Source organism: Aggregicoccus sp. 17bor-14 (genome assembly GCF_009659535.1).
In the GTDB taxonomy this organism is placed as follows: domain Bacteria; phylum Myxococcota; class Myxococcia; order Myxococcales; family Myxococcaceae; genus Aggregicoccus.
Genome location: NZ_VJZZ01000009.1, coordinates 1 through 22,218 on the forward strand (window position 1 = coordinate 1; position 22,218 = coordinate 22,218).

Consider the following 22,218-nt stretch of genomic DNA (forward strand, 5'->3'; position numbering starts at 1 on the left):
GAGTTGCCCGAGCGCAGCTTCAGCACCCTCGACGAACTGCTCGCGGCGGTGCGGCGCGCACTGCGCCGCCACCACCTACGCCTGCGCTACCCTGGACAACATCCGTGTCCGGGCGCTTAGGCGCGCTCGCGGACGCGCACGCCTGCTGTGCCGAGCAGGCAGGGGGGCAGGGGTTCGAGAACACGCGCTGCGCTTTGTTACAGTGCGCGCCGCTTTGATGACCTCCGACGTCCGCGCCCAAGTTCTCCCCGCAGCGCCCTCTGCTGCGGCTTCCGCCACCCGGATCGCGCTCGCGGTCCTGTACGCCCTGGTGGTGCTGCGCTGCGCCTGGGTGAGTGACGATGCCTTCATCACCCTGCGTACCGTGGACAACCTGGTCCACGGGCTGGGCGCCACGTGGAACCCCGCCGAGCGGGTGCAGGCCTACACGCATCCGCTCTGGATGCTGCTCCTGACGGCGGGCTACTCGGTGTGGCCCTCGGCCTGGGGCGTCGCGCTCGCGCTGTCGCTGGCGCTCAGCTTCGCGACCGTGGTGCTGCTCGCGCGCGTCGCAGGAGGAACGCCCGGGCGCACCGCGCTCGCGCTCGCGCTGCTCGCCCTGTCGCGCAGCTACGTGGACTACTCCACCTCCGGGCTGGAGAACCCTCTCACGCACCTGCTCATCGTCGCCTTCGCCGCGCGGCTCGTCGCACCGGGGGAGGGCGCAGCGCGGCTGCGGTGGCTCTCGGTCATCGCAGGGCTGGGGGCGCTCAACCGGCTGGACACGCTGCTCATCTTCCTGCCCGCGCTCGCGCTCGAGGCCTGGCGCTGCCGGGCGGTCCCGGTGCGCACGCGCCTGGGCACGCTGGCGCTGGGCTTCCTCCCGCTCGTCCTCTGGGAGCTGTTCTCGCTCGTGTACTACGGCAGCCTGGTGCCCAACACCGCCTACGCGAAGCTCGGCACGGGGCTGGGCGCCGGTGAGCTCGCGCTGCAGGGCCTGCGCTACCTGACGAGCAGCGCACTCTACGATCCGGCGGGAGCGCTCGTGCTCTGCGTGGGGCTGCTCCTGGCGCTGCTGCGCGGCCGGCGCACGCCGCTCGCGCCGCTCGCGCTGGGTGGCCTGCTGTACCTCGGCTACACGGTGCGGGTAGGGGGGGACTTCATGGCGGGACGCTTCCTCGCTGCGCCCCTGCTGTGCGCGGTGCTCGCGCTGTGCACGCTCGAGCGCGAGCCCGTCGCACGGAGCGCGCTGCTGCTCGTCGTCACGGCCCTGGGCCTCTCCCTCGCCCTGGACGCGAGCCCGCTCACGCGAGGCGCAGCCGATGCGGCCTCGGGCCACATCATGGAGGTGAACGGGTACGGCGTGGCGGACGAGCGCTCCTTCTACTTCACCGGCACCGGGCTCTTCCGCGAGGACGGAGCGTACGGGGTGGACCATCCCTGGAACGATCGCGGAATGCTCATGCAGCAGCGCGGCGTGTCCCTTGCCGTCCTGGGCAACATCGGCTTCGCCGGCTACGCGGCCGGACCCCACACGCACATCGTGGACCCGCTGGGCCTGGCGGACCCGCTCCTCTCTCGCCTGCCCACGGCTCCCGGCGAGTGGCGGGTCGGCCACTACGTGCGCGACATCCCCGCGGGCTACCTCGAGTCGCTCGAGCACGGCCGCAACGAGGTGCGCGACCCGTCCGTGGCGGCGCTCTGGGACTGCGTGTCGCGCGTGACGCGGGGGCCGCTCTTCACCCGCGAGCGCTGGGTTGCCATCTGGCGCCTGAACACCGGCGGCTGCCGTGCGCCCGGCGCCTGAGCCTGCAGGGGGCGCCCGCGCCGCGCGGGCGCAGCCACTCCGGGCCGCAGCTCCGCGCAGGGGCTACGGCTCGCCCCCGGTGTGGGCCGTCTCGACGGGGCGCTGCAGGGACGGCGGCAGGCGGGTGAGCCGCGCGGTTCCGACGTCGAGCCGATAGGCCGGCTTGCCCGGGAACAGCGCCATCAGCTCGGCGTCGCGCTCGCCGAGGTCCACGGCGAGGATCACCTTCTGGCTCGCGATGTCCGGGCCGTTGTGCGTGTGGTCCACGTGCGGGCTGTGGCCCGGAGGGTAGGAGAGGAAGACGAGGCCTCCGCCTCCTTCCCGAAGCGGACGCAGTGCTTCCGCGAGGGCGCGCTGCTCGTCGAACCACGCGGTGCCCCAGTAGGAGACCTGGCGCAGCTGGACGGGGAGGGCGTAGAGGACCAGGAGCGCCGGGAGCACGGCCATGCTCCAGAACGCAAGCCAGCGCTCGCGCGCCGTGGCGACATTGCGCACGCAGAACGCGGTGAAGCTCGCGCCGCTGCCCACCAGCAGCAGCAGGATGGGGTAGTGCGATTGGTAATAGCGCGCATCCCTCCAGTGGAAGGAGAGCATGAGGGTGAAGAGGCCCGCCGCGAAGATCAGCGCCGGCCGCAGCGCGCCCCGCGCCGTCAGCAGCCCCATGAGCAGGAAGAGCAGCAGCGCAGGGCTGGGCAGGTACCCGAGCATTTGCCCGAAGCGCTCGGCGGCGATCTGCGGCAGCTTGCCGAGGACGTGGGCCCGGCGCGACGCGCCCAACAGGGTGTCCAGCCGGAGGTGTGCAGGCAGCGCACGCTCGGGTGGGGGGGCCTCGACGGCCCCGAAGCCCGGCGGGTCCAGCGGCGTGTACTGGCGCGCGTAGAGGGTCCACGGCGGCAGCGTCCAGCTCCCCGTGGTGGCGCGGCAGAAGGCCATTGCGCCTCCGGCGCCCAGCAGCACGATCACGCCCCCCACCGCCAGGCGCCGCCACGTCGGGCGGGGCCGCGCGAGCAGCATCAGCCCCAGCGTGGCCAGCAGCGCCACGCCGGTGAAGGGGCGCACGAAGCCCGCCGTCACGGCGAGCGCCGTCGCGCTGCCCATCCCGAGGGACGAGCGCTGCGGCGGCGCCACCGAGATGGAGATCAGCCAGCCGACGACGAGCAGCGCGGCCGTGGGATCCGAGAAGTACGAGAGCGAGTAGGAGAGGAAGTCGCCCGAGGCCAGCAGGAGGCAGGCGGTCCCCGCGGCGATCAGCCGGGAGATGCCCAGCGTGCGCTGAAGGAGGAAGAGCAGCCCCGTGGTGAGCCCGAGCACGACGCAGGGGCCGAGCCACGGGAGGCCCAGCCGCACGAAGGGCGCGAGCCACGCGGCCTGGCCGGGGAAGTACTTCGACATGTAGGCGGGCACCATGAGGACATGGGCGGTCTCGAAGAACTCCGGCAGCGGTGGCGTGGGCCAGGAGAGCCTGCCCTGTGCGAACATCTGCGCCTGGAGCAGGTAGGCCCACTCGTCGTGGATGAGCGGGCTCGTCCCGCGCCGCAGCCACAGCGTGCACGCCACCGCCGTACCGAGCAGCGTGAGCAGGCCTGCGAGCCACGCGTCTCGCGCCTGGAGCCGGCGCGAGCCCTCGAGGCCGTGCGTCCACTCGCTACGCAGGGCACTCAGGCGCGTCCAGGAGTCCTTCAAAGAGGGAGGGATGATGGGAGGCGCCTTGTCGTCACCGGGTTGCATCAGGTTTCTAGCGCAGGTCCTCGCGGGGGCGTGAGTGCGGCCCCCACGCCTGCCTGGATGCAGGGGGGGCCGAGCCCGACCGTCGAGCAGGCAGGTGTGGCGCGGCGGTTGTAGGGTGCCGCTGCGCCGCACTACGCTCCGGGTCGGCCGTGCCCCGCCGGCTCCGGGAACCCTGCAGCGGCTGCCCCTTCGCTGCCCCACCCGCACCGACATGCCGAGTATGCGCCCTCCCACCCCGGACCCGACCCCGCTGCCCCCGCGCTCCGCGCTGGCCGAGGCGGTGCGTGCGCGCCTCGGCGCACACGCGTTCGGCCTGCTCGTGCTGTGGCCGCTGCTCAGCGTGGTCTCGGCCGCGTGGACGCTGAAGGAGAACCCCCTCGCCTCCAACAGCAACTGGCTCCAGGTGCTCGGCGGAATGGGGGCGGGCGTCCTGTTCATGGTCCCGGAGTTCCTCGTGGCCGGCCTCGCCGCGCTCGGACCGACGGCACTGGTCTTCGCCCTGATCGCCCTTGCGGCGGGCGCCCCCGCGCCGCGCACCTGCAGCCGCCTGCGCCGCGCGAGCTGGGCGCTGGAGCCGCTGCTGCTGGGCGCCGCCGCGAGCCTGGGGGTGAGCCTCGAGTTTCCCGCAGTGCTGCTGCACCCCGCGCTCGCCCCCTTGCGCTCGCTCACCGTGGCGGCTGCGACCGCGGTCTTCGCCGTCGCAGTGCTCCTCCTGGCCGCCGCGCGCGGTGCCGTGGCGGGCCCGCGACGGGGCCGGGCGGTGCTCGTCAGCGTGCTCGCGGTGCTGGGGACGGGCGCCTTCGGGTGGCGCGTGCTGGGAGCGCCCTGGTCCCCACCGACCGTGATGGCAGGCAGGGACAGCACCCTGCTGTTCGGGATCGACTCGCTCTCACAGGCAGATGACGTGGCGCCGCTGCGCGCACTCATCTCCCGGCACGGGGGCGCCTGGTACGAGCGCCCGGTCACTCCGGGACTGATCACCAACTCGGTGTGGAGCGCGCTGCTCACGGCCCGCCCGGTGCACGACACGGGCGTCTTCTTCGTCTACCAGGGCGTGGACTGGAGCCGGGTGCCGTTCAACCTCGTCGCGCGGGCGCGGGCGGAGGGCCTGCGGACGAAGAGCTTCTTCTCCGACCAGTTCACGACCTATGTCGGCTCGGAGGCGGGGTTCGACGAGGACCACAGCGGCCCACGCGGCTGGCTGCAGCTCGCGTCGTCCACGCTCAAGGACGCGAGCCTTCTGCTGCCGGTGATCCTGCCGCGCCTTCCCGCGCTGCCAGGCAGCGTGCTCGCCCCGAACCAGGCGGGCACCTATGCCTTCAACGTGCGGCGGGAGGTGGCGGAGCTGATCGCCGGGCGGGATGGCGGGAGCCGCGCCTTCATCGCGGGGCATCTGGACTTCCTGCACCAGGCCCGCTTCCCCAACTACGCCGTGCTCACGCCCGCAGAGCGCGCCCTGGTGCGCGCAGGGCCCGTGCTGGCCCTGCGGGACTCCAGCCTGGACTGGCAGTACCCGGCCATCCAGGGCGACCGCCTCGACCTCTACTCGTGGAAGATCCGCCGCGTGCAGAAGCTCGTCATCGAGGAGCTCGAGCGCAGCGGTTTCCTGGACCCGGCGCGGGGCAACCGGCTCGTGCTGCTCTCCGACCACGGCAACCGCAAGGGCCTCACGCTGGAGAACTTCGGCGAGCCGCGCTTCCACCGGGTCCTGCTGGCCACCGTCGGGGTGCCCGCGCGCGACCCCCAGGTGCCCATCTCGCTGCTGGACATCGCCTCGCTCGTCGGGCTCGGGGACCCCTCGCGCCCCGCCGCCGCTCCACCGGTGGTGGAGTACACGAATGCGCTCGACGCGGAGTGGGGCGCGCTGATGGCCAGCGCCCAGATGCGTCCCACGGGCGTGGTGGCGCTCGAGCCCCGCCTGCTGCAGGGCATCGGGGGGAGGCTCAAGGCCGTCGCGCCGTACACCGAGCCGAGCCAGTACCAGCCGGTGGCCTCCCGGCCCGCGGGGCTGCAGTGAGGCCTGCTCCGCCGGACGGCGGCGGATGCGCAACCGGAGTGAAGCAGGTAGGGTCGCCGGCACCATGAACTGGCAGTCCACCCCTGGTCTCGAGGCGGCCTTCGCCCTCTGGCTGTGCGCGCTCGGGCTCGTGATCGGCAGCTTCCTCAACGTGGTCATCGCCCGCGTGCCGCACGGGCAGAGCGTGGTCCGCCCGCGCTCGCGCTGCCCGCGCTGCGGCCACCAGCTGAGCGCCTGGGAGAACATCCCGGTCCTCTCGTGGCTGTTGCTGCGCGGGCGCTGCCGGGGCTGCCGGCTGCCCATCAGCTGGCGCTACCCGGCGGTCGAGCTGCTCACGGGGCTGCTCTTCCTGGCCGCGCTGCGCCGCTTCGACTGGTCGCCGGAGCTGCCGATGGCCCTGGTGCTCATCTGCCTCCTCATTCCGCTCACCTTCATCGACCTCGAGCACTGGATCCTGCCCTTCTCCCTCACGCTGCCCGGCATCGCCGCGGGCCTGCTGGTGACGGCGCCGCTCGGCCTGGAGCGCTGGCTCGCCTCGCTCATCGGCGCGGTGGCGGGCTTCTTCGTGTTCTGGGCGCTGGAGTGGCTGGGGGAGAAGATCTTCAAGAAGGAGGCGCTGGGAGGAGGGGACAAGTACCTGCTCGCGCTCATCGGTGCCTTCCTGAGCTGGAAGGCGCTGCTCGGCGTCATCTTCCTCGCATCCCTGCAGGGCGCGCTCGTGGGCACGGCGCTGCTGCTGGTGCGCGGCCGCGCCGGCCCTGCCCCCGAGGAGGGGACCCCGGCGCAGCCCCCCCCGGACGCTGCGGCACCCGCGGCGGCAGCCCCGGAGACAGCGGAGGCGCCGGAGTCCGCAGAGGAGGACGACTGGGAGCCCGGGCCCACCAACATCCCCTTCGGCCCCTGGCTGTCGATCGCCGCGCTCGAGCTGCTGCTGCTGGGGCCCGCCCTCGTTCGCTGGCTGCCCGAGGGCTTCGCGCTCCTGCTTCCCGCCGCGGGCTGAGAGAGCGAGAGCGCGCCCCGCGTGAAGTGGCGAATCGCCAGCCTCGCCTTCCTGCTCAGCACGGCTGCGACGGGCCTCGCCTGGCTCTCCCTGCAGCCGGTGCTCGTGCGGCTGCTCGAGCTGCTGCGCCAGCTCGCGCCCCCCGGCTCCGCAGCGCTGCTCGCGCTCGGGCAGGTGCGGGCGCTGCTGCCCTGGCTGCTGGGGTTCGATCTCGTGGCGATGGCGGCGCTGGCCTTCGCCGTGCTGTACGTGATGGTCGGCCGTCCGCTGCGGCGCACCGAGGAGACGGTGGAGGCGCTGGGGAGGCTCGAGCTGGAGCAGCCCTTCACCCCGGGGGGCGGGCCGCTGCTGTCGCGGGTGCAGGGGGCGCTGGGGCGCATGGCCGTGGCGCTGCAGGAGGAGCGGCGCGTGACGCAGGCCCAGCTGGTCGCGCTGCGCGAGGCCCATGCGCGCGTGTCGCGGGCCCAGACCGAGCTCGTCGCCGCCGAGCGCCTCGCCACCGTCGGAAAGCTGGCCGCCGGCGTGGCCCACGAGGTGGGCAATCCGCTCTCCGGGGTGCTCGGCTACCTCTCGCTCGCCCGGGGGCGCGCCGCGCCGCTCCCCGACGTCGTCGACTACCTGGACCGCATCGAGCTCGAGGTGCAGCGCATCGACGGCATCGTGCGGCGCCTGCTCGAGCTGGGGCGCCCCGCACCGCTGCAGCTCTCGCCGGTGGACGTGGGCGCGCTCGTGCAGAGCTGCGTCGAGCTGCTGCGGGCCGGGCCGGACTTCGCCCGGGTCCACATCCGGCTCGAGCTGACGCCTGCCGTGGCGCGCACGGCCAGCGACCTCGTGTCGCAGATCCTCATCAACCTGCTGCTCAACGCGGCCCAGGCCCAGGAGGGCGCGGGCGAGGTGGCGGTGCACGTGGGGACGTCCGGGGGCCGCGTCCAGCTGCGGGTGGAGGACGCGGGGCAGGGAATCCCCCCCGAGGTGCTGCCGCACCTCTTCGAGCCCTTCTTCACCACCCGCACGGGAGGGCGTGGCAGTGGCCTGGGGCTCGCGGTCTCGCTGCACCTCGCCACCACGCTCGGGGGGCGCCTGACGGCGGAGAACCGCCCGGAGCGGGGCGCCCGCTTCACGCTGGAGCTGCCGGCGGCCTGAGCGGGGAAACCAAGTGAGGGCTACCGGCCCGCTGCGCTTCGGTCCACAATGACGCCGCACCATGGCCTCGCTGCGCACCATCCTCGTCGCTGACGATGAGCCGTCCCTGCGGCACATCCTGACGCTGTCGCTGACGGAGCAGGGCTACGAGGTGCGCAGCGTGGCGGATGGCGAGGAGGCGCTGCGCGAGCTCGCCGCCCGCCCCTACGACGTGCTCGTCTCGGACGTGCGGATGCCGCGCCTGGACGGGCTGAGCCTGCTGCCCCGCGCGCTCGAGCTGCAGCCTGCACTCACGGTCATCGTGATGAGCGCGTACGGCTCGCAGGACGTCGCGCTGCGCGCGGTGGCCCAGGGGGCCTACGACTACGTCCAGAAGCCCTTCAAGCCCGAGGAACTCGTCCTCGTGCTGCGCAAGGCGGAGGAGCGCCTGCGCCTGCTGCGCGAGAACCGGCGCCTGCAGGCCGGGCCGGAGCGGGCAGGGGGGCCGCTGGAGCGGATCCTGGGCGAGTCCGAGCCCATCCAGCAGTTGCGCCGCCAGGTCACCCGGCTCGCACCGGTGACGACCACCGTGCTGATCACCGGCGAGAGCGGGACGGGAAAGGAGCTCGTCGCGCGCGCGCTGCACGAGCTCTCGCCCCGCGCGGGGATGCCCTTCGTCGCCGTGAACTGCGGCGCCATCCCGGCGGGGCTCATCGAGAGCGAGCTGTTCGGCCACGCGCGCGGCGCCTTCACGGACGCGCGCAGCGCCAAGCGCGGGCTCATCTCCGAGGCGGACGGCGGCACGCTGCTCCTCGACGAGGTGGGCGAGATGCCGGCCTCCGCCCAGGTGAAGCTGCTGCGCTTCCTGCAGGAGGGCGAGGTCCGCCCGGTCGGGGAGAGCAAGGTCGAGCGCGTCTCGGTGCGGGTGGTCGCTGCGACGCTGCGCGACCTCGGCAAGCTCGTGGCGCGCGGCGAGTTCCGGGAGGACCTCTACTACCGGCTGAACGTGGTGAACCTGCACGTGCCGCCGCTGCGCCAGCGCGCCGAGGACGTGCCGCTCCTCGCGCGGGGCTTCATCGCGCGCTTCAACCGCGAGCTCAACCGCGAGGTGCCCGTCAGGGCGCTCTCCGCGGAGGCCGAGGCCCTGGTCCAGTCCTACGCCTGGCCGGGCAACGTGCGCGAGCTCGAGAACGCGATGGAGCGCGCCGTGCTGCTCGCGGAGGGCGAGCACATCGCCCCCTCGGACCTGCCCGAGCGGCTCTGGAGCCCGGCACGCACCGCGGCCGGGGCGGCGCCCCTGGCCTCGCAGGACCTCTCGCTCAAGCGCGCCATGCGGGCCCTGGAGGAGAGCTACATCCGTGCGGCGCTGCAGCGCACGAACGGCAACCGCACCCGCGCCGCCGAGATCCTGGAGATCTCCCACCGGGCGCTGCTCTACAAGATCAAGGAGTACGGCATCGCCCCGGACGCGGACGCCGAGCGCCCCTGAGCATGGGGGTGGAAGGCTCACATCGGCACCCCCTCTCGCCCCTCGCTGCACCCCCGAACACATGCTGCCGGCACTGCTCGCCGGAGTGTGGAGCGAGCGGGCACGGCGGCACTTTTTAGGAGGGGTTGCACACCGATGCTACGCTGCAGGTCCTCTGCACGGAGTCACGGAATGGCGAAGGGCAAACTCGTACTCGGTCTCGATATCGGATCGACCTCGGTCAAGATGATCCTCCTGAAGGAGCAGCGCAAGCGTGGCGCAGTGAGCTACGCGCTGCAGAGCTTCGGCATGAAGCCGCTGCCGCAGGAGGCCATCGTGGACGGGGCCTTGATGAACTCCACCGCGATCGTCCAGGCGATGCAGGAGCTGCTGGGCGAGCTCAAGGTGAAGACCAAGGACACGGCCATCGGCGTCAGCGGCCACTCGGTCATCATCAAGAAGATCCAGATGCCCCGCATGGCCCAGGAGGAGCTCGAGGAGAGCATCCAGTGGGAGGCGGAGCAGTACATCCCCTTCGACGTGAAGGACGTGAACATCGACACGCAGATCCTCGAGTCGGGGGCGGATGACGCCACCGGCCAGATGGACGTGCTGCTGGTCGCCGCGAAGAAGGACATGATCAACGACTACACCTCGGTGGTCTCCGAGGCGGGGCTCAACCCGGTGGTCGTGGACGTGGACGCCTTCGCCGTCCAGAACATGTTCGCGAGCAACTACGACGTGCCGGACCGCGAGACCGTGGTGCTGATCAACGCGGGCGCCTCGGTGGTGAACATCAACATCATCACCAACGGCATCACCGTGTTCACGCGCGACGTGACCATCGGCGGCAACCAGTTCACCGAGGAGATCCAGAAGCAGCTCAACGTCTCCTACGAGGAGGCCGAGGCGCTCAAGATCGGCGGCGGCCTCGGGGACGCGGACTCCGTGGTGCCCCAGGACGTGGAGCGCGTGCTCGCGAGCGTGGCCGAGCAGGTGGCGGGCGAGATCCAGCGCTCGCTGGACTTCTACGCGGGCACCGCCGCGGACGCGAACTTCACCAAGGTGTACCTCTCCGGTGGCACCGCGAAGATCCCCGCGCTGTTCAAGACCATCGAGGCGCGCGTGGGCGTGCCCGTGGAGATCCTCAACCCCTTCCGCAAGATCGAGGTGGACAACCGCAAGTTCGACCCCGCGTTCATCATGGACGTGGCGCCGATGGCGGCAGTCGCGGTGGGACTGGCCCTTCGACGCCCGGGCGACAAGCTCGGCTGATCCGCCCATCTCCTGAAGGAACCGACGCACATGATGATTCGCATCAACCTGCTGCCCGTCCGGGCGGTGAAGAAGCGGGAGATGGGCCGGCAGCTGCTGGTCCTGTTCGCCGTCGTCCTCGTGGGCGCGGGCGTGTTCAACTACCTCTGGCTCAGCAACCGTGAGGCGGAGCAGGCGCGCAACGCCCAGCGCATCGCGGACACCAACGCCAAGATCGCCAACCTGGAGAAGGTGATCGGCGAGGTGAAGAACATCAACGCCCGCAAGGCCGAGGTGGAGCGCAAGCTCGCCGTCCTCGACGACCTGCGCAAGGGCCGCTCCGGCCCCGTGCGGATGCTGGACGCGCTCGCCAGCGCCATGCCGAAGAAGGTGTGGCTCAAGTCCTTCGCGGAGGCCAACAACAACGTCGCCATCACTGCCTCCGCCGCGAGCCACGACGACGTGGCCGAGTTCATGCGCGGCCTCGGCAACGTGGTGTGGACCCCCAAGGGGATGGGCCGCCTGGTGGAGCAGCGCCGGGACACGAACACCTCCCGCGTGGAGTCGCTCTCGGGTGACGCCTCCGTCGAGGAGTTCCCCTCGGCCGACGTGAAGCCCTTCTTCACCAACGTCGAGCTGGGGTCCGCGCAGCAGATGGGCAATGCGGCCGGCTCGCAGGTGGACTTCAACCTGACGCTCGCCGCGTCGTACGCGCTGTAGAGAGGCCCGAAAGCGATGGAACAGTACCTCGACAAGTTCGCCAAGGCGCCTCCGGCCACGAAGTACGGCGGCCTCGCCGCGCTGGTGGCCCTGCTCACGGCCGCCAACTTCTTCCTCCTCGTCACCCCGGTGGAGGAGGACATCGTCCGCCAGGTGGCTCAGCAGCGCCAGCTGGACCTGCAGCTCTCCGAGAAGCAGGAGATCGCGCAGAACCTCAATGAGCGCCGGCGCGAGATGGACGTGCTCGAGCAGCGCCTCGCCGAGGCGCTCACCGAGCTGCCGGAGCAGAAGGACGTGGACGAGCTGCTCTCGCAGCTCAACGACATCGGCAAGAAGTCCGGCCTGCAGATCGCGCGCGTCGAGCCGGGCGCCGAGTCGCGCGGCGACTTCTTCTCGCGCATCCCGGTGAAGATGACGGTCACGGGCAACTACCACGAGATCGCGATGTTCCTCCAGGAGGTCGCGAACATGCGCCGCATCGTGAACGTGAACGGCATCACCCTGGATAACGCCGAGCTGCGCAACGAGAAGGTCGTACTGAAGAGCACCTTCCTGGCCACCACTTTCCGATTTCTTGATCAGTCCAAGAAATAGGGCGACAACGGGAATCTGAGGATGAAGACGTTCAAGTCCATCATGCTTGTGGCGGGCATCGCGCTGAGCGGCCTGGCCTGCGAAGACGAGGCGCCGCCGCCAGCGCCCGCGGTGCGCCCGAAGCCCAAGGCCGCGGCTGCACCCGCGACGACGGCTTCCGCCGCGCCGGCGTACGTGTACGCCTACAACCCCGTGGGCAAGCGCGACCCGTTCCGCAGCCCGCAGCAGGAGCGCGGCGCCACCGCCGAGGCGGTGGTCTCGGCCTGCAGCGAGCCGCTCTGCCAGTTCGACCTCGAGCAGCTCAAGCTGGTCGCGGTCATCACGGGTGACGCGAATCCCATCGCCATGGTCGAGGACCCCTACGGGCGCGGCCACGTGGTGCGGCGCAACACGCGCATCGGGAAGAAGGGCGGCAAGGCCACCCAGATCTTGCGCGAGTCGGTGACCATCACCGAGTACTACACCGGCACGGACGGCAAGGTGCTGTCCAACCCGGTCAGCATGCAGCTCAAGCCGGACGATCAGAAGGACCCGGCCTACAACCTGCTGACCGGCAAGAATTACGGCGAGTAGCCGAGCAGCACCGGGGTACCGCAGACGGATTCAACTTGTTGTGAGGGGAAGCATGCTCGGAACGAGCGCTGTGAGGGGCAAGTGGATCGTCGCGACCGGCCTGCTGGTCGCGATGCTGACGGCAGGCGCTGAGGGCGCGGAGCTCAACACCCTCAGGGGCCTGGATGTGGTCCAGACCGGGACGGGTGCCCAGGTGGTCGTCACCGGCACCCGTGCGCCCACCTTCACCGTCTTCCGGCTCAGTGGCCCGGACCGGCTGGTCGTGGACCTGTCCTCGGCGGATGCCACCGGCATCAAGGGGCACCACGAGGGCAAGGGCCCCGTCGCGGGCATCGTGGCGAGCCAGTTCACGGACGAGCGCGCGAGCGTCGGCCGCGTGCTGGTGGCGCTCACGGCCGCCGCCCAGTACGACGTGCGCGCCGAGGGCAACCGCGTGCTCATCTCCATCGAAGGCGCTGGAGCCAGCGCCGGCGCAGGGGAGGGGAGCACGGCCGCTGCCGAGCCCAAGCCCGCGCGCGCCCCGGCCGCCAGCGCCGCGCCCGCCGCTGCGGCGCAGGCCGCGAGCGCCGCGGCCGCACCCGCGCTCGCCGAGAACGTGGTGGCCGCCGAGGCGGACGAGCGCGACGTGGCGAACCCCGCCAAGCGCGTGACCGCGCTCGCGGTGGACGGCGACACGCTGCGCGTCGGCGCGGACGGCGAGATCGCCCGCTACGAGGTGCTGCAGCTCGCCGACCCGGCGCGCCTCGCGGTGGACCTGTACGGCGTGGGCCTCGCGGCGCGCGCCCCCAAGGTGCGCTCGGGCCTGCTCAAGGACGTGCGCGTGGGTGCCCACGCGGACAAGGTGCGCCTGGTGCTGGACGTGCGCGGCGAGATGCCCGCCTACCGCGTGGAGCGCACCGCCCACGGCGTGGACGTGGTGCTCGGCGGCGCGGTGGCGAAGCAAGACGCGAAGCCCGCGGCGCAGGCCGAGACCCGCGCGGTCGTGGCGGCGGTCGAGCCCGCGGCGGCAGCGGCGAGCGAGCAGCAGCCGCTGCGCCCGGTGCCCCAGCCGGCCGAGACCAAGGCCGAGGTCGCCTCGGCGCCCGCGCTCGTCGAGGTGAAGGACCTGACCTTCAACGAGTCCGAGAGCGGCGGCGTGGTGGAGCTGAAGCTCTCCGGCGCGGTGGCCTGGAAGGTGGAGCGTCCGGACCCGCGCAGCGCGGTGCTCACGCTGGACGGCGCGCAGCTGCCGCGCAAGCTCGAGCGCAGCCTGGACACCAGCGCGCTCGAGACCCCGGTGAAGATGGTCAGCGCCTTCAGCGTCCCGGGCGCCGCGCACCAGGTGCGCGTGGTGGTCAGCGCGGACGGCGCGCTCGAGGAGAGCGCGAGCCAGGGCAAGGGCAGCCTGCGCTGGACCCTGGGCGTGAAGGGCGTGAAGACGGAGGAGGTCGCGGTGACCCAGCGCGCCGCCGGCTTCTCCTCCGAGGCCCCCGTCTACGCCGCCGAGGGCGCCCCGCGCCAGGCGCGCTTCACCGGCAAGAAGGTCACCTTCGAGTTCAAGGACATCGACATCCAGAACCTCCTGCGCGTCATCGCGGAGATCTCGAAGAAGAACATCGTCGTCGCCGACGACGTGACCGGCCGCGTCACCATCCGCCTGCGCAACGTGCCCTGGGACCAGGCGCTGGAGCTCATCCTGCGCACCCGCAGTCTGGGCAAGGAGGAGGTGGGCAACATCATGCGCATCGCTCCGCTCAAGACGCTGGAGGAGGAGGCGCGCCTGCGCGCCGAGCGGCGCAAGAGCCTGCAGGCGCAGGAGGAGCTCTCGGTCAACCTCATCCCGGTGAACTACGCCACGGCCGGTGACATGAGCGCCCGCGTGAAGGACATCCTCTCCGAGCGCGGCTCGGTCACTGTGGACACGCGCACCAACGTGCTCATCGTCAAGGACGTGCGCGCGAACATCGAGAAGGCGCGCGCCCTGGTGCGCAACCTGGACACCCAGACGCCCCAGGTGCTCATCGAGAGCCGCATCGTCGAGGCGAACACCAGCTTCAGCCGCTCGCTGGGCGTGCAGTGGGGTGGTCAGGCCCGCGCGAGCGCCGCCACGGGTAACCCCACCGGCCTCATCTTCCCGAACAACATCGCGGTCACCGGCGGCTCCACCTCCGAGGGCAACGCGGGCGTCTCCGCCAACCCGAACTTCGCGGTGAACCTGCCGGCGGCCGTGGGTCTGAACAGCGGTGGCGCGCTGGGCTTCGTCTTCGGCTCGGCCGGCGGCGCGCTGAACCTCAACCTGCGCCTGTCCGCGGCCGAGAGCGAGGGCACGGTGAAGACCATCTCCGCGCCCAAGGTCACCACGCTGGACAACAACACCGCCCGCATCAGCCAGGGCGTGTCCATCCCGTACGCGCAGGTGTCCGCCGCGGGCGCCAACACCACCTTCGTGGAGGCGCGCCTGAGCCTCGAGGTGACGCCGCACATCACCCAGGACGGCAGCATCCTCATGCAGATCAGCGCGCAGAACAACCAGCCGGACCCCTCCAACACGGGCGCGAACGGCCAGCCGGCCATCCAGCGCAAGGAGGCCAACACCCAGGTGCTCGTGAAGGACGGCGACACCACGGTGATCGGCGGCATCTACGTGCGCCGCGGCGGCTCCTCCTCGTTCTCCGTGCCCTTCTTCTCCAAGATCCCGGTGATCGGCTGGCTCTTCAAGAACCACCAGGAGTCGGAGAACCGGCAGGAACTGCTGATCTTCATCACGCCGCGCATCCTCAACCGCCAGAACATGGCACAGACGCTCTAGGCGCCCGGCCCGTCATGGAACTCACGACTATGAAGAGACTGGCTGCTCTCGCTCTCCTGGCCCTCTCGGCCTCCGCCTGCGTCGAATCGGACTCGGGCGTGCGGCTGCTCGCCGTGCACCCCGTGGACGAGGAGTGCGTTCCCGACAAGCTCCAGGTCGCGCGCGGCATCTACGCGCTGCCCCCGGCCGGCAGCACGCTGCGCGGCTACATGGTGGCCGTGGACATCGCGTCCGCCCGCACGGCGAACGAGCCCGGCACGGTGGGCGGCTCGCCGGTGGGCGGCACGGGCGGCGGGGACTTCATCGCGAGCGAGCAGGAGCTCAACTACAGCTCCGTGCCCGCGCTGGACATCCCGGCCCAGCACCTGCCGTTCTCGTACCTGCTGCCCGAGGGTGCCACCACGGACAGCTTCATCACGGCGGACCTGCTTCCCCCCGCGGTGCTGGCCGTCCTCGATGCGCACTTCGCGAGCTCTGCCGAGCCCGTGACGGTCAATGCCGCCCTGAAGCTGCACGGCAAGACCCGCACCGGCTCGACCGTGGAGACGAACGAGGTGAACCTGGCCGTCGTCGTGACCGCAGCCACCTGCGCCACGGGCATCCCGGCCCAGGCCTCCGGCGCCTGCGGCGTGAACGGCTACAACAGCACCGCCCTCACCTGCGAAGCCGCTCCCGCTGGACCCTGAGCCCCCGAGCCCTCCGCCATGTCCTTCCGCACCCACCTCGAAAGCGTGGTCAACCAGGTCGACGGCGCCCTCGCGTGCAGCATCATGGGCTTCGACGGCATCGCCGTGGAGACGCACCAGAAGGACGAGGCGGGGGAGCTGGAGCTCTCGACCGCGTGGGTCGAGTACGCGAACCTGCTCACCCAGCTCAAGGGCGCCGCCGAGGCGCTCAAGACGGGCAGCGTGAGCGAGGTGAGCATCAACAGCGAGCGCGTGCTCACGCTGATGCGCATGGTCACGCCGGACTACTTCCTCGTGCTCGCGCTCAAGGCCGAGGGCAACTACGGCAAGGGCCGCTACGTGCTGCGCATCACGGCGCCCAAGGTGAAGGCCGAGCTCTAGCTCTCCTGGCCGCTGTGCAGAGGGACGCAACATCCCGGGGACGGCGCATTGCGCCGTCCCTTTCCTTTTGAAAAGGGCACCCCCATCAGCTAGACAGCCCGGACTTTTCCAGCTGTCCGAAGGAGTCGTGCGTCATGGCGGGTGTGATTGATACCTCCGAGTTCAAGAAGGGGATGAAGATCGAGATCGACGGCGAGCCGTTCGAGATCCTCGACTTCCAGCACGTGAAGCCCGGCAAGGGCAGCGCGTTCGTGCGCACCACCATCCGCAGCCTCCTCACCGGCCGCACCCTCGAGCCCACGATGAAGTCGGGCGACAAGGTCGGCAAGCCGGACATCGAGGACAAGGACATGCAGTACCTCTACAAGGAGGGCGAGGACTACTACTTCATGGACACTCGCAACTACGAGCAGACCTTCATCAGCGAGAAGGTGCTCGGCGAGCAGAAGAACTTCCTGAAGGAGAACATCAACGCCTCGATCCTCTTCTACAACGGCAAGGCGATCGGCGTGTCCCTGCCCAACTCCGTGGACCTCAAGGTCACCAAGTGCGACCCCGGCATCCGCGGCGACACCGTCTCCGGCGCCCTCAAGCCGGCGGAGCTCGAGACCGGCTACTCGGTCAACGTCCCGCTCTTCATCAACGAGGGTGACGTGCTGAAGATCGACACCCGCGACGGCAAGTACCTCACGCGCGTCTCCACCGGGGGCTAGCCCCCACCGCGCCCCACAAGGCAATTCCGCGGGGGGCCGGGGCCAGTGGCCGGGCCTCCCGCGCGCACTTCACTCACGAGGGAGAGGGACGGATGGCAACGAAGCGCAAGGCGAATCAGCCCGCGGCGGCTCAGACGGGCGCGGTGCGCGTCCAGGGCAACACCACGCTGGACGTGGACGCGCTGCGGCAGATCGTGGAGATCCTCGAGGCCTCGGACGTCACGCGGCTCACCTGGACGCGCGGCGACGAGCGGCTCTTCATCCGCCGCGGCCAGGCCCCCGCCACCACCATCGTGCACGCGGCCCCCGCGGCCCCGGCCGTCACCGTGGCGAGCGCCCCGGCGCCTGCCTACGAGGCGCCCCGGCCGGTGACCCCCGGCGTCGCGCCGGCCCCCGCGGCCGGCTCTGCCGCCCCCGCCAAGGCGGAGACGAAGCCGGGCCACGTGGTGACCAGCCCCTTCGTGGGCACCTTCTACCGCACGCCCGCCCCGGACCAGCCCGCCTTCGTCGAGGTGGGCGCCACGGTGCGCAAGGGCCAGGTGCTCTGCATCGTCGAGGCGATGAAGTTGATGAACGAGATCGAGGCCGAGGTGGCGGGCCGCGTCGCCGAGGTGCTCGTGGAGAACGGCCAGCCGGTGGAGTTCGGGCAGGCGCTGTTCCGCATCGAGCCGGCCTAGGCGCGCGGTCCCCCGAGGGCCCGCGAGGCGGGCCCATTGCGATTGGAGAAGACGGCGTGTTCAAGAAGGTCCTCATCGCCAACCGGGGCGAGATTGCCCTCCGGGTCATCCGTGCGTGCCGCGAGCTGGGCATCGCCACGGTCGCCGTGCACTCCACCGCGGACGCGCACGCGCTGCACGTGCGCTTCGCGGACGAGTCGGTGTGCATCGGGCCGCCTCCCTCCAAGGAGAGCTACCTCAACATCCCCGCGCTGCTGTCCGCCGCGGAGATCACCCGCGCGGACGCCATCCACCCGGGCTACGGCTTCCTCTCGGAGAACGCCGAGTTCGCCGAGGTGTGCGCGAGCTGCAAGATCCACTTCATCGGGCCGCGCCCCGAGATGCTGCGCCTGATGGGCAACAAGGTGCGCGCGCGCGCGGCCGCCCGCGAGGCGGGGCTGCCGCTGCTGCCCGGCAGCACCGGCACGGTGAAGGACCCGAAGGAAGCCGAGGACATGGCCAAGCAGATCGGCTTCCCGGTCATCCTCAAGGCGGCGGCGGGCGGCGGCGGCAAGGGCATGAAGATCGTGCGCGAGCCGAGCGCGCTCGCGCAGGCCTTCAGCACCGCGGCGGCCGAGGCGGTGGCGAGCTTCAACAACGGCGAGCTGTACATCGAGCGCTACGTCGAGAAGCCGCGCCACATCGAGATCCAGGTGGTGGCGGACGAGCACGGCAACGTCATCCACCTGGGCGAGCGCGAGTGCTCGGTGCAGCGGCGCCACCAGAAGCTCATCGAGGAGGCGCCCAGCCCCGGCGTCTCCCCGGAGCTGCGCGCGAAGATGGGCCGCGTCTCCATCGAGGCGATGAAGCGCATCCGCTACAACAACGTCGGCACCATCGAGTACCTGATGGACGAGACGGGCGCCTTCTACTTCATGGAGATGAACACCCGCATCCAGGTGGAGCACCCGGTGACCGAGCTCGTCACCGGCATCGACCTGGTGCGCGAGCAGATCCGCCTCTCCTACGGCGAGCCGCTCAACCGCACGCAGGACCAGATCACCATGACCGGCTCGGCCATCGAGTGCCGCGTCAACGCCGAGGACCCGGTCACCTTCGCCCCCTGGCCGGGCAAGATCACCGGCTACAGCGTGCCGGGCGGCTACGGGGTGCGGGTGGACTCGGCGGCGTACGAGAACTACACCGTGCTGCCCAACTACGACTCCCTGCTCGCCAAGCTCATCGTGCACGCGGAGAACCGCGAGACGGCCATCCGCCGCATGCAGCGCGCCCTGGGCGAGTACGTCATCGAGGGCATCCGCACCAACATCCCCTTCCACCGCGCCGCGCTCGCCGAGGACGCGTTCCGCGAGGGGCAGTACGACACCCGCTTCGTCGAGCGCCTGCTCGCGAGTGAGACCGGCACCCACCGGCTGCGCAAGGCGATCGAAGAGACGCCGTAGCGCCCGGCAGCAGTCACATCGCAGAGGCGCCGCAGCGCAGCTTCTGGGGAGCAGGCGGGCGGGCCCGGGCGAATCCTTGACCCCCCGGGCCGCCTTCCGTTAGCCTCAAGGGCCCCCCACGCCCACCCCAAGGAAACCGGAAATCCCAACGTTTTCAGGGGTTTCGACTGGCCGGAAGCCCTCTCTCGATGGACAAGAACAAGATCATCGAAGCCGCCGCGAAGCTGGTGGCCAAGGGCGCTTACGACAAGGCCATCAAGGAATACCAGAAGGTCCTCGAGTCGGACCCGCGGGACGTGCGCGTCCTCCAGAAGATGGGGGAGCTGTTCCAGAAGAAGAACGACAACGTGCAGGCCGCCACCTACTTCACCAAGGTGGCCGAGAGCTACGCGTCCGACGGCTTCTTCCTCAAGGCGGTGGCGCTCTACAAGCAGGTGCAGAAGCTCAACCCCACGCTGCTCGAGGTGAACCTCAAGCTCGCGGAGCTGCACCAGCAGCTGGGCCTCATGTCCGAGGCGACGGCGTACTTCCAGATCGTCGCCAACGCGTACGACAAGGAGGGCAACACCCGCGCGAGCCTCGACACGCTCAAGCGGATGGTGGACCTCGATCCGGACAACGTCACCAGCCGCATCAAGCTCGGTGAGCTGTACGCGCGCGAGGACATGCCCAAGGAGGCGCTGCCGGAGTTCAAGCGCGCCGCCGAGTACCTCAAGCGCCACAGCCGCACGGACGACTACCTGCGCGTGGCCGAGCGCATCAGCGCGCTCGAGCCGGACAACCTGCCGATCGCCAAGGAGCTCGCCACGAGCTACCTGGCGAAGGGGGACCAGAAGCGCGCGCTCGCCAAGCTGCAGATCTGCTTCAAGGCGGACGGCAAGGACGTGGAGACGCTGAACCTGCTCGCGCAGGCGTTCCAGGGCCTGGGCCAGACCTCCAAGACGGTGAGCGTCTACAAGGAGCTGGTGAAGGTGCTCGAGGAGCGCGGGCGCCAGGGCGAGGCGGACGGCGTCTGGTCGCGCATCGAGGTGCTGGACCCCTCGGACCCGGACCTCGCCGAGCGCCGCGGGCCCTCCGCCGCGGCCGTGGACCCCGAGCCCGCGCCGGCCGCTGCCGCGGCTCCCGCGCGCGCCGCGGCACCCGCCCCGGCCGCTCCCTCGCGCGCGGCCCCTGCGGCGCCCGCGCCCGCGGCGGCGCCTGCGCCCGCGGCGGCTGCGCTGCCGCGCGAGCAGTTCGCCAAGGTGCTCACGGAGACGGACGTCTACGTGAAGTACGGACTGCACGACAAGGCGCTCGAGCACCTGCGCAAGATCTTCGCGCTGGACCCCGAGAACCTCGACGCGCACGAGAAGGCGCACGCCATCTACGTGGCCTCGGGCAGCGACGCGCAGGCGGCCGAGCAGCTGCTCAACGTGCTGCGCCTGTGCACGCGCCGCTCGGACGTGGCGCGCGCGCAGCCCTACCTCGCCACGCTGATGCAGGAGCAGCCGGACCACCCCGAGCTGCCCGCCTTCCTCGCGGTGCTGCAGGGCGGCGCGGACGGGGAGCTCGCCGAGCCGGTGGTGACCGAGGACGAGGCCTCCGGCTCCTACGACGGCTCGGACGACGACGCCATCCTCGTGGACTCGAACGACGACGAGGTCATCGTCTCGCCCGCGCCCGCGGACGCGCTCGCGCAGCCGGAGGGAGACGAGCTCGCGCTCGCCACCGTGAGCGGTGCGGACGCGGACGAGATCGTGGACGACGACGTCGAGCCCGTGGTCACCGGCGAGTACACGCCGCTGGACGACGGGGACGCGGAGCCGGTCGCGTACGCGCTCGCGGACGACGGCGACGACGAGCCGCTGGCCACCAGCGGGGACGACGAGCCGCTGGGGTTCGTGGCGCAGGACGCCTCGGCCGACGAGGCCATCGTCGACGAGGACGTGGTCGACGACGCGGTGGTCGACGACGCGGTGGTCATCGACCCCGGCGGCTTCGGGGACGCGGAGCAGGACTTCGGCGACGTGGCGGCCGCGGCGGCCCCGGACGAGGACGTGGAGGCCACGCGCGCCTTCACGCTCACGCCGGAGCTGCTGCAGCGCGCCCAGCCCACGCAGCGCCTGCCCACGGTGCCACCGGCGCCCGCGCGCGCAGCACCCCCTGCGCCCGCTGCACCGACCCGCGCCGCGGCGCCCGCGCCTGCTGCCCCCGCGCGCCCGGCGGCGCCTGCTCCTGCGGCGCGCGCCGAGGCCCCGCGCCCCGCCAGTGCGCCTGCGCGCCGCAGCAGCGAGCCCTCGCTCGAGGCCGCCGCGCTGCAGGCTGCGGCGCAGCGGCAGCCTGCGCCCGCGCCCGCGCGCTCCGCTCCGCCGGTCGCGAGCGCGGCGCCCCCCGAGCCCGAGGGCGAGGAGCCGGCGGCGGAGGAGTGCGACGAGGCGTCCTTCTTCCTCGACCAGGGGCTGCTCGAGGAGGCGCGCGAGATCCTCGAGACGGTGCAGATCGCCTTCCCGGGCCACGCGCGCGCCGCCGAGCTGATGGAGCGCCTGGAGGCGCTCGAGGCGGGTGGGGCGCCTGCGCCGAGCGAGCCGGTGCCCGCCGCGGCCGTGGCCGTGCCCTCGGTGCAGCCGGTGGGCGAGGAGCCGCGCGACGCCTTCGACCTCGCGGCGGAGCTGGCCAGCGAGGTGGACACGCTGGGCGGCGCGGACGCCGCGCCCGAGCCCGCCGCGGAGGACTTCCAGTACTCGGTGGAGGAGGTGTTCGCCGAGTTCAAGAAGGGCCTCGAGAAGGTGGTGAAGCCCGAGGACGTGGACACGCACTACGACCTGGGCATCGCCTACAAGGAGATGGGCCTCGTGGACGACGCCATCGGCGAGTTCACCGTCGCGCGCCAGGGCTGCGTGGGCACCAAGCGCGAGGTGGAGTGCCTCACCATGGTGGGCATGCTCCAGGTGATGCAGGGCGACGCCGCGGCTGCGGTGAGCACCTTCAAGGAGGCGCTCGCGAGCGAGCACGCCGCGGGCGAGGCCACCAAGGCGCTGGGCTTCGAGCTGGCGATGGCGCAGGAGGCCGCCGGCAGCCCCGGCAAGGCGCTCTACCACTACCGCCGCGTGGCCGCGCTGGACCCGCGCTACCGCGACGTGGGCGCGCAGGTGGCGCGGCTCGCGGCGAGCGTGCAGGCCGAGGACGACGCGCTGCCCGGCGCGCGGGGCGCGGGCGCGGCGGTGGCCGCCGCCTCGAATGCGGCACCCAAGACCCGGAAGGTCGGCTACGTGTAGTCGCGCGGGGGAACG

At 71.5% G+C, this 22,218-nt stretch carries 17 protein-coding genes; 16 read left to right on the forward strand and 1 reads right to left on the reverse strand.

The annotated features are described in order from the left end of the window. The first annotated feature begins 217 nt into the window (after positions 1-217). Complete coding sequence (locus tag FGE12_RS17725) at positions 218-1,786, forward strand: hypothetical protein (RefSeq protein ID WP_153867699.1); 1,569 nt, start codon at positions 218-220, stop codon at positions 1,784-1,786. A 63-nt stretch (positions 1,787-1,849) separates the two neighbouring features. On the opposite strand, the gene FGE12_RS17730 is transcribed toward FGE12_RS17725, so the two are convergent. Further along, entirely contained in the window at positions 1,850-3,514 is a 1,665-nt protein-coding gene (locus FGE12_RS17730; RefSeq protein ID WP_153867700.1) for a hypothetical protein, read from the reverse strand. Between the two features lie 220 nt (positions 3,515-3,734). On the opposite strand from FGE12_RS17730, the gene FGE12_RS17735 reads away from it, so the two are divergent. From FGE12_RS17735 to FGE12_RS17805, 15 genes are all read left to right on the forward strand, one after another. Next, on the forward strand, positions 3,735-5,531 hold the full coding sequence (locus tag FGE12_RS17735) for a hypothetical protein (protein WP_153867701.1): 1,797 nt from the start codon (positions 3,735-3,737) through the stop codon (positions 5,529-5,531). Positions 5,532-5,595: 64 nt separating this feature from the next. Then, positions 5,596-6,531, forward strand: a complete 936-nt coding sequence (locus tag FGE12_RS17740; RefSeq protein ID WP_153867702.1) for an A24 family peptidase — start codon at positions 5,596-5,598, stop codon at positions 6,529-6,531. Positions 6,532-6,552: 21 nt separating this feature from the next. Beyond that, complete coding sequence (locus FGE12_RS17745) at positions 6,553-7,674, forward strand: ATP-binding protein (RefSeq protein WP_194798000.1); 1,122 nt, start codon at positions 6,553-6,555, stop codon at positions 7,672-7,674. 61 nt (positions 7,675-7,735) lie between these two features. Then, on the forward strand, positions 7,736-9,142 hold the full coding sequence (locus FGE12_RS17750; protein ID WP_153867703.1) for a sigma-54 dependent transcriptional regulator: 1,407 nt from the start codon (positions 7,736-7,738) through the stop codon (positions 9,140-9,142). 171 nt (positions 9,143-9,313) lie between these two features. Next, positions 9,314-10,396, forward strand: coding sequence for a type IV pilus assembly protein PilM (gene pilM / locus FGE12_RS17755; RefSeq protein ID WP_153867704.1), 1,083 nt, complete (start codon positions 9,314-9,316; stop codon positions 10,394-10,396). A gap of 30 nt (positions 10,397-10,426) precedes the next feature. Then, entirely contained in the window at positions 10,427-11,095 is a 669-nt protein-coding gene (locus FGE12_RS17760; RefSeq protein WP_153867705.1) for a PilN domain-containing protein, read from the forward strand. Between the two features lie 15 nt (positions 11,096-11,110). Beyond that, positions 11,111-11,689, forward strand: a complete 579-nt coding sequence (locus FGE12_RS17765) for a type 4a pilus biogenesis protein PilO (RefSeq protein WP_153867706.1) — start codon at positions 11,111-11,113, stop codon at positions 11,687-11,689. A gap of 21 nt (positions 11,690-11,710) precedes the next feature. Next, on the forward strand, positions 11,711-12,262 hold the full coding sequence (locus FGE12_RS17770; protein ID WP_153867707.1) for a pilus assembly protein PilP: 552 nt from the start codon (positions 11,711-11,713) through the stop codon (positions 12,260-12,262). Between the two features lie 52 nt (positions 12,263-12,314). Continuing rightward, positions 12,315-15,050 carry a type IV pilus secretin PilQ gene (pilQ, locus tag FGE12_RS17775; protein WP_153867708.1) on the forward strand — a complete coding sequence of 912 codons (2,736 nt, stop codon included), beginning with the start codon at positions 12,315-12,317 and terminating at the stop codon, positions 15,048-15,050. 29 nt (positions 15,051-15,079) lie between these two features. Next, positions 15,080-15,736, forward strand: coding sequence for a hypothetical protein (locus FGE12_RS17780; RefSeq protein ID WP_194798001.1), 657 nt, complete (start codon positions 15,080-15,082; stop codon positions 15,734-15,736). Positions 15,737-15,754: 18 nt separating this feature from the next. Further along, entirely contained in the window at positions 15,755-16,117 is a 363-nt protein-coding gene (locus FGE12_RS17785) for a hypothetical protein (protein ID WP_153867710.1), read from the forward strand. Between the two features lie 134 nt (positions 16,118-16,251). After that, positions 16,252-16,830 carry an elongation factor P gene (efp, locus tag FGE12_RS17790; protein ID WP_153867711.1) on the forward strand — a complete coding sequence of 193 codons (579 nt, stop codon included), beginning with the start codon at positions 16,252-16,254 and terminating at the stop codon, positions 16,828-16,830. A gap of 92 nt (positions 16,831-16,922) precedes the next feature. Continuing rightward, on the forward strand, positions 16,923-17,507 hold the full coding sequence (gene accB, locus FGE12_RS17795; protein ID WP_153867712.1) for an acetyl-CoA carboxylase biotin carboxyl carrier protein: 585 nt from the start codon (positions 16,923-16,925) through the stop codon (positions 17,505-17,507). 56 nt (positions 17,508-17,563) lie between these two features. Beyond that, the gene (gene accC / locus FGE12_RS17800) at positions 17,564-18,949 is read left to right on the forward strand and encodes an acetyl-CoA carboxylase biotin carboxylase subunit (protein ID WP_194798002.1); all 1,386 of its coding nucleotides are present in this window, start codon (positions 17,564-17,566) and stop codon (positions 18,947-18,949) included. A 188-nt stretch (positions 18,950-19,137) separates the two neighbouring features. Continuing rightward, complete coding sequence (locus FGE12_RS17805) at positions 19,138-22,203, forward strand: tetratricopeptide repeat protein (protein WP_153867713.1); 3,066 nt, start codon at positions 19,138-19,140, stop codon at positions 22,201-22,203. The last annotated feature ends 15 nt before the right edge of the window (positions 22,204-22,218 follow it).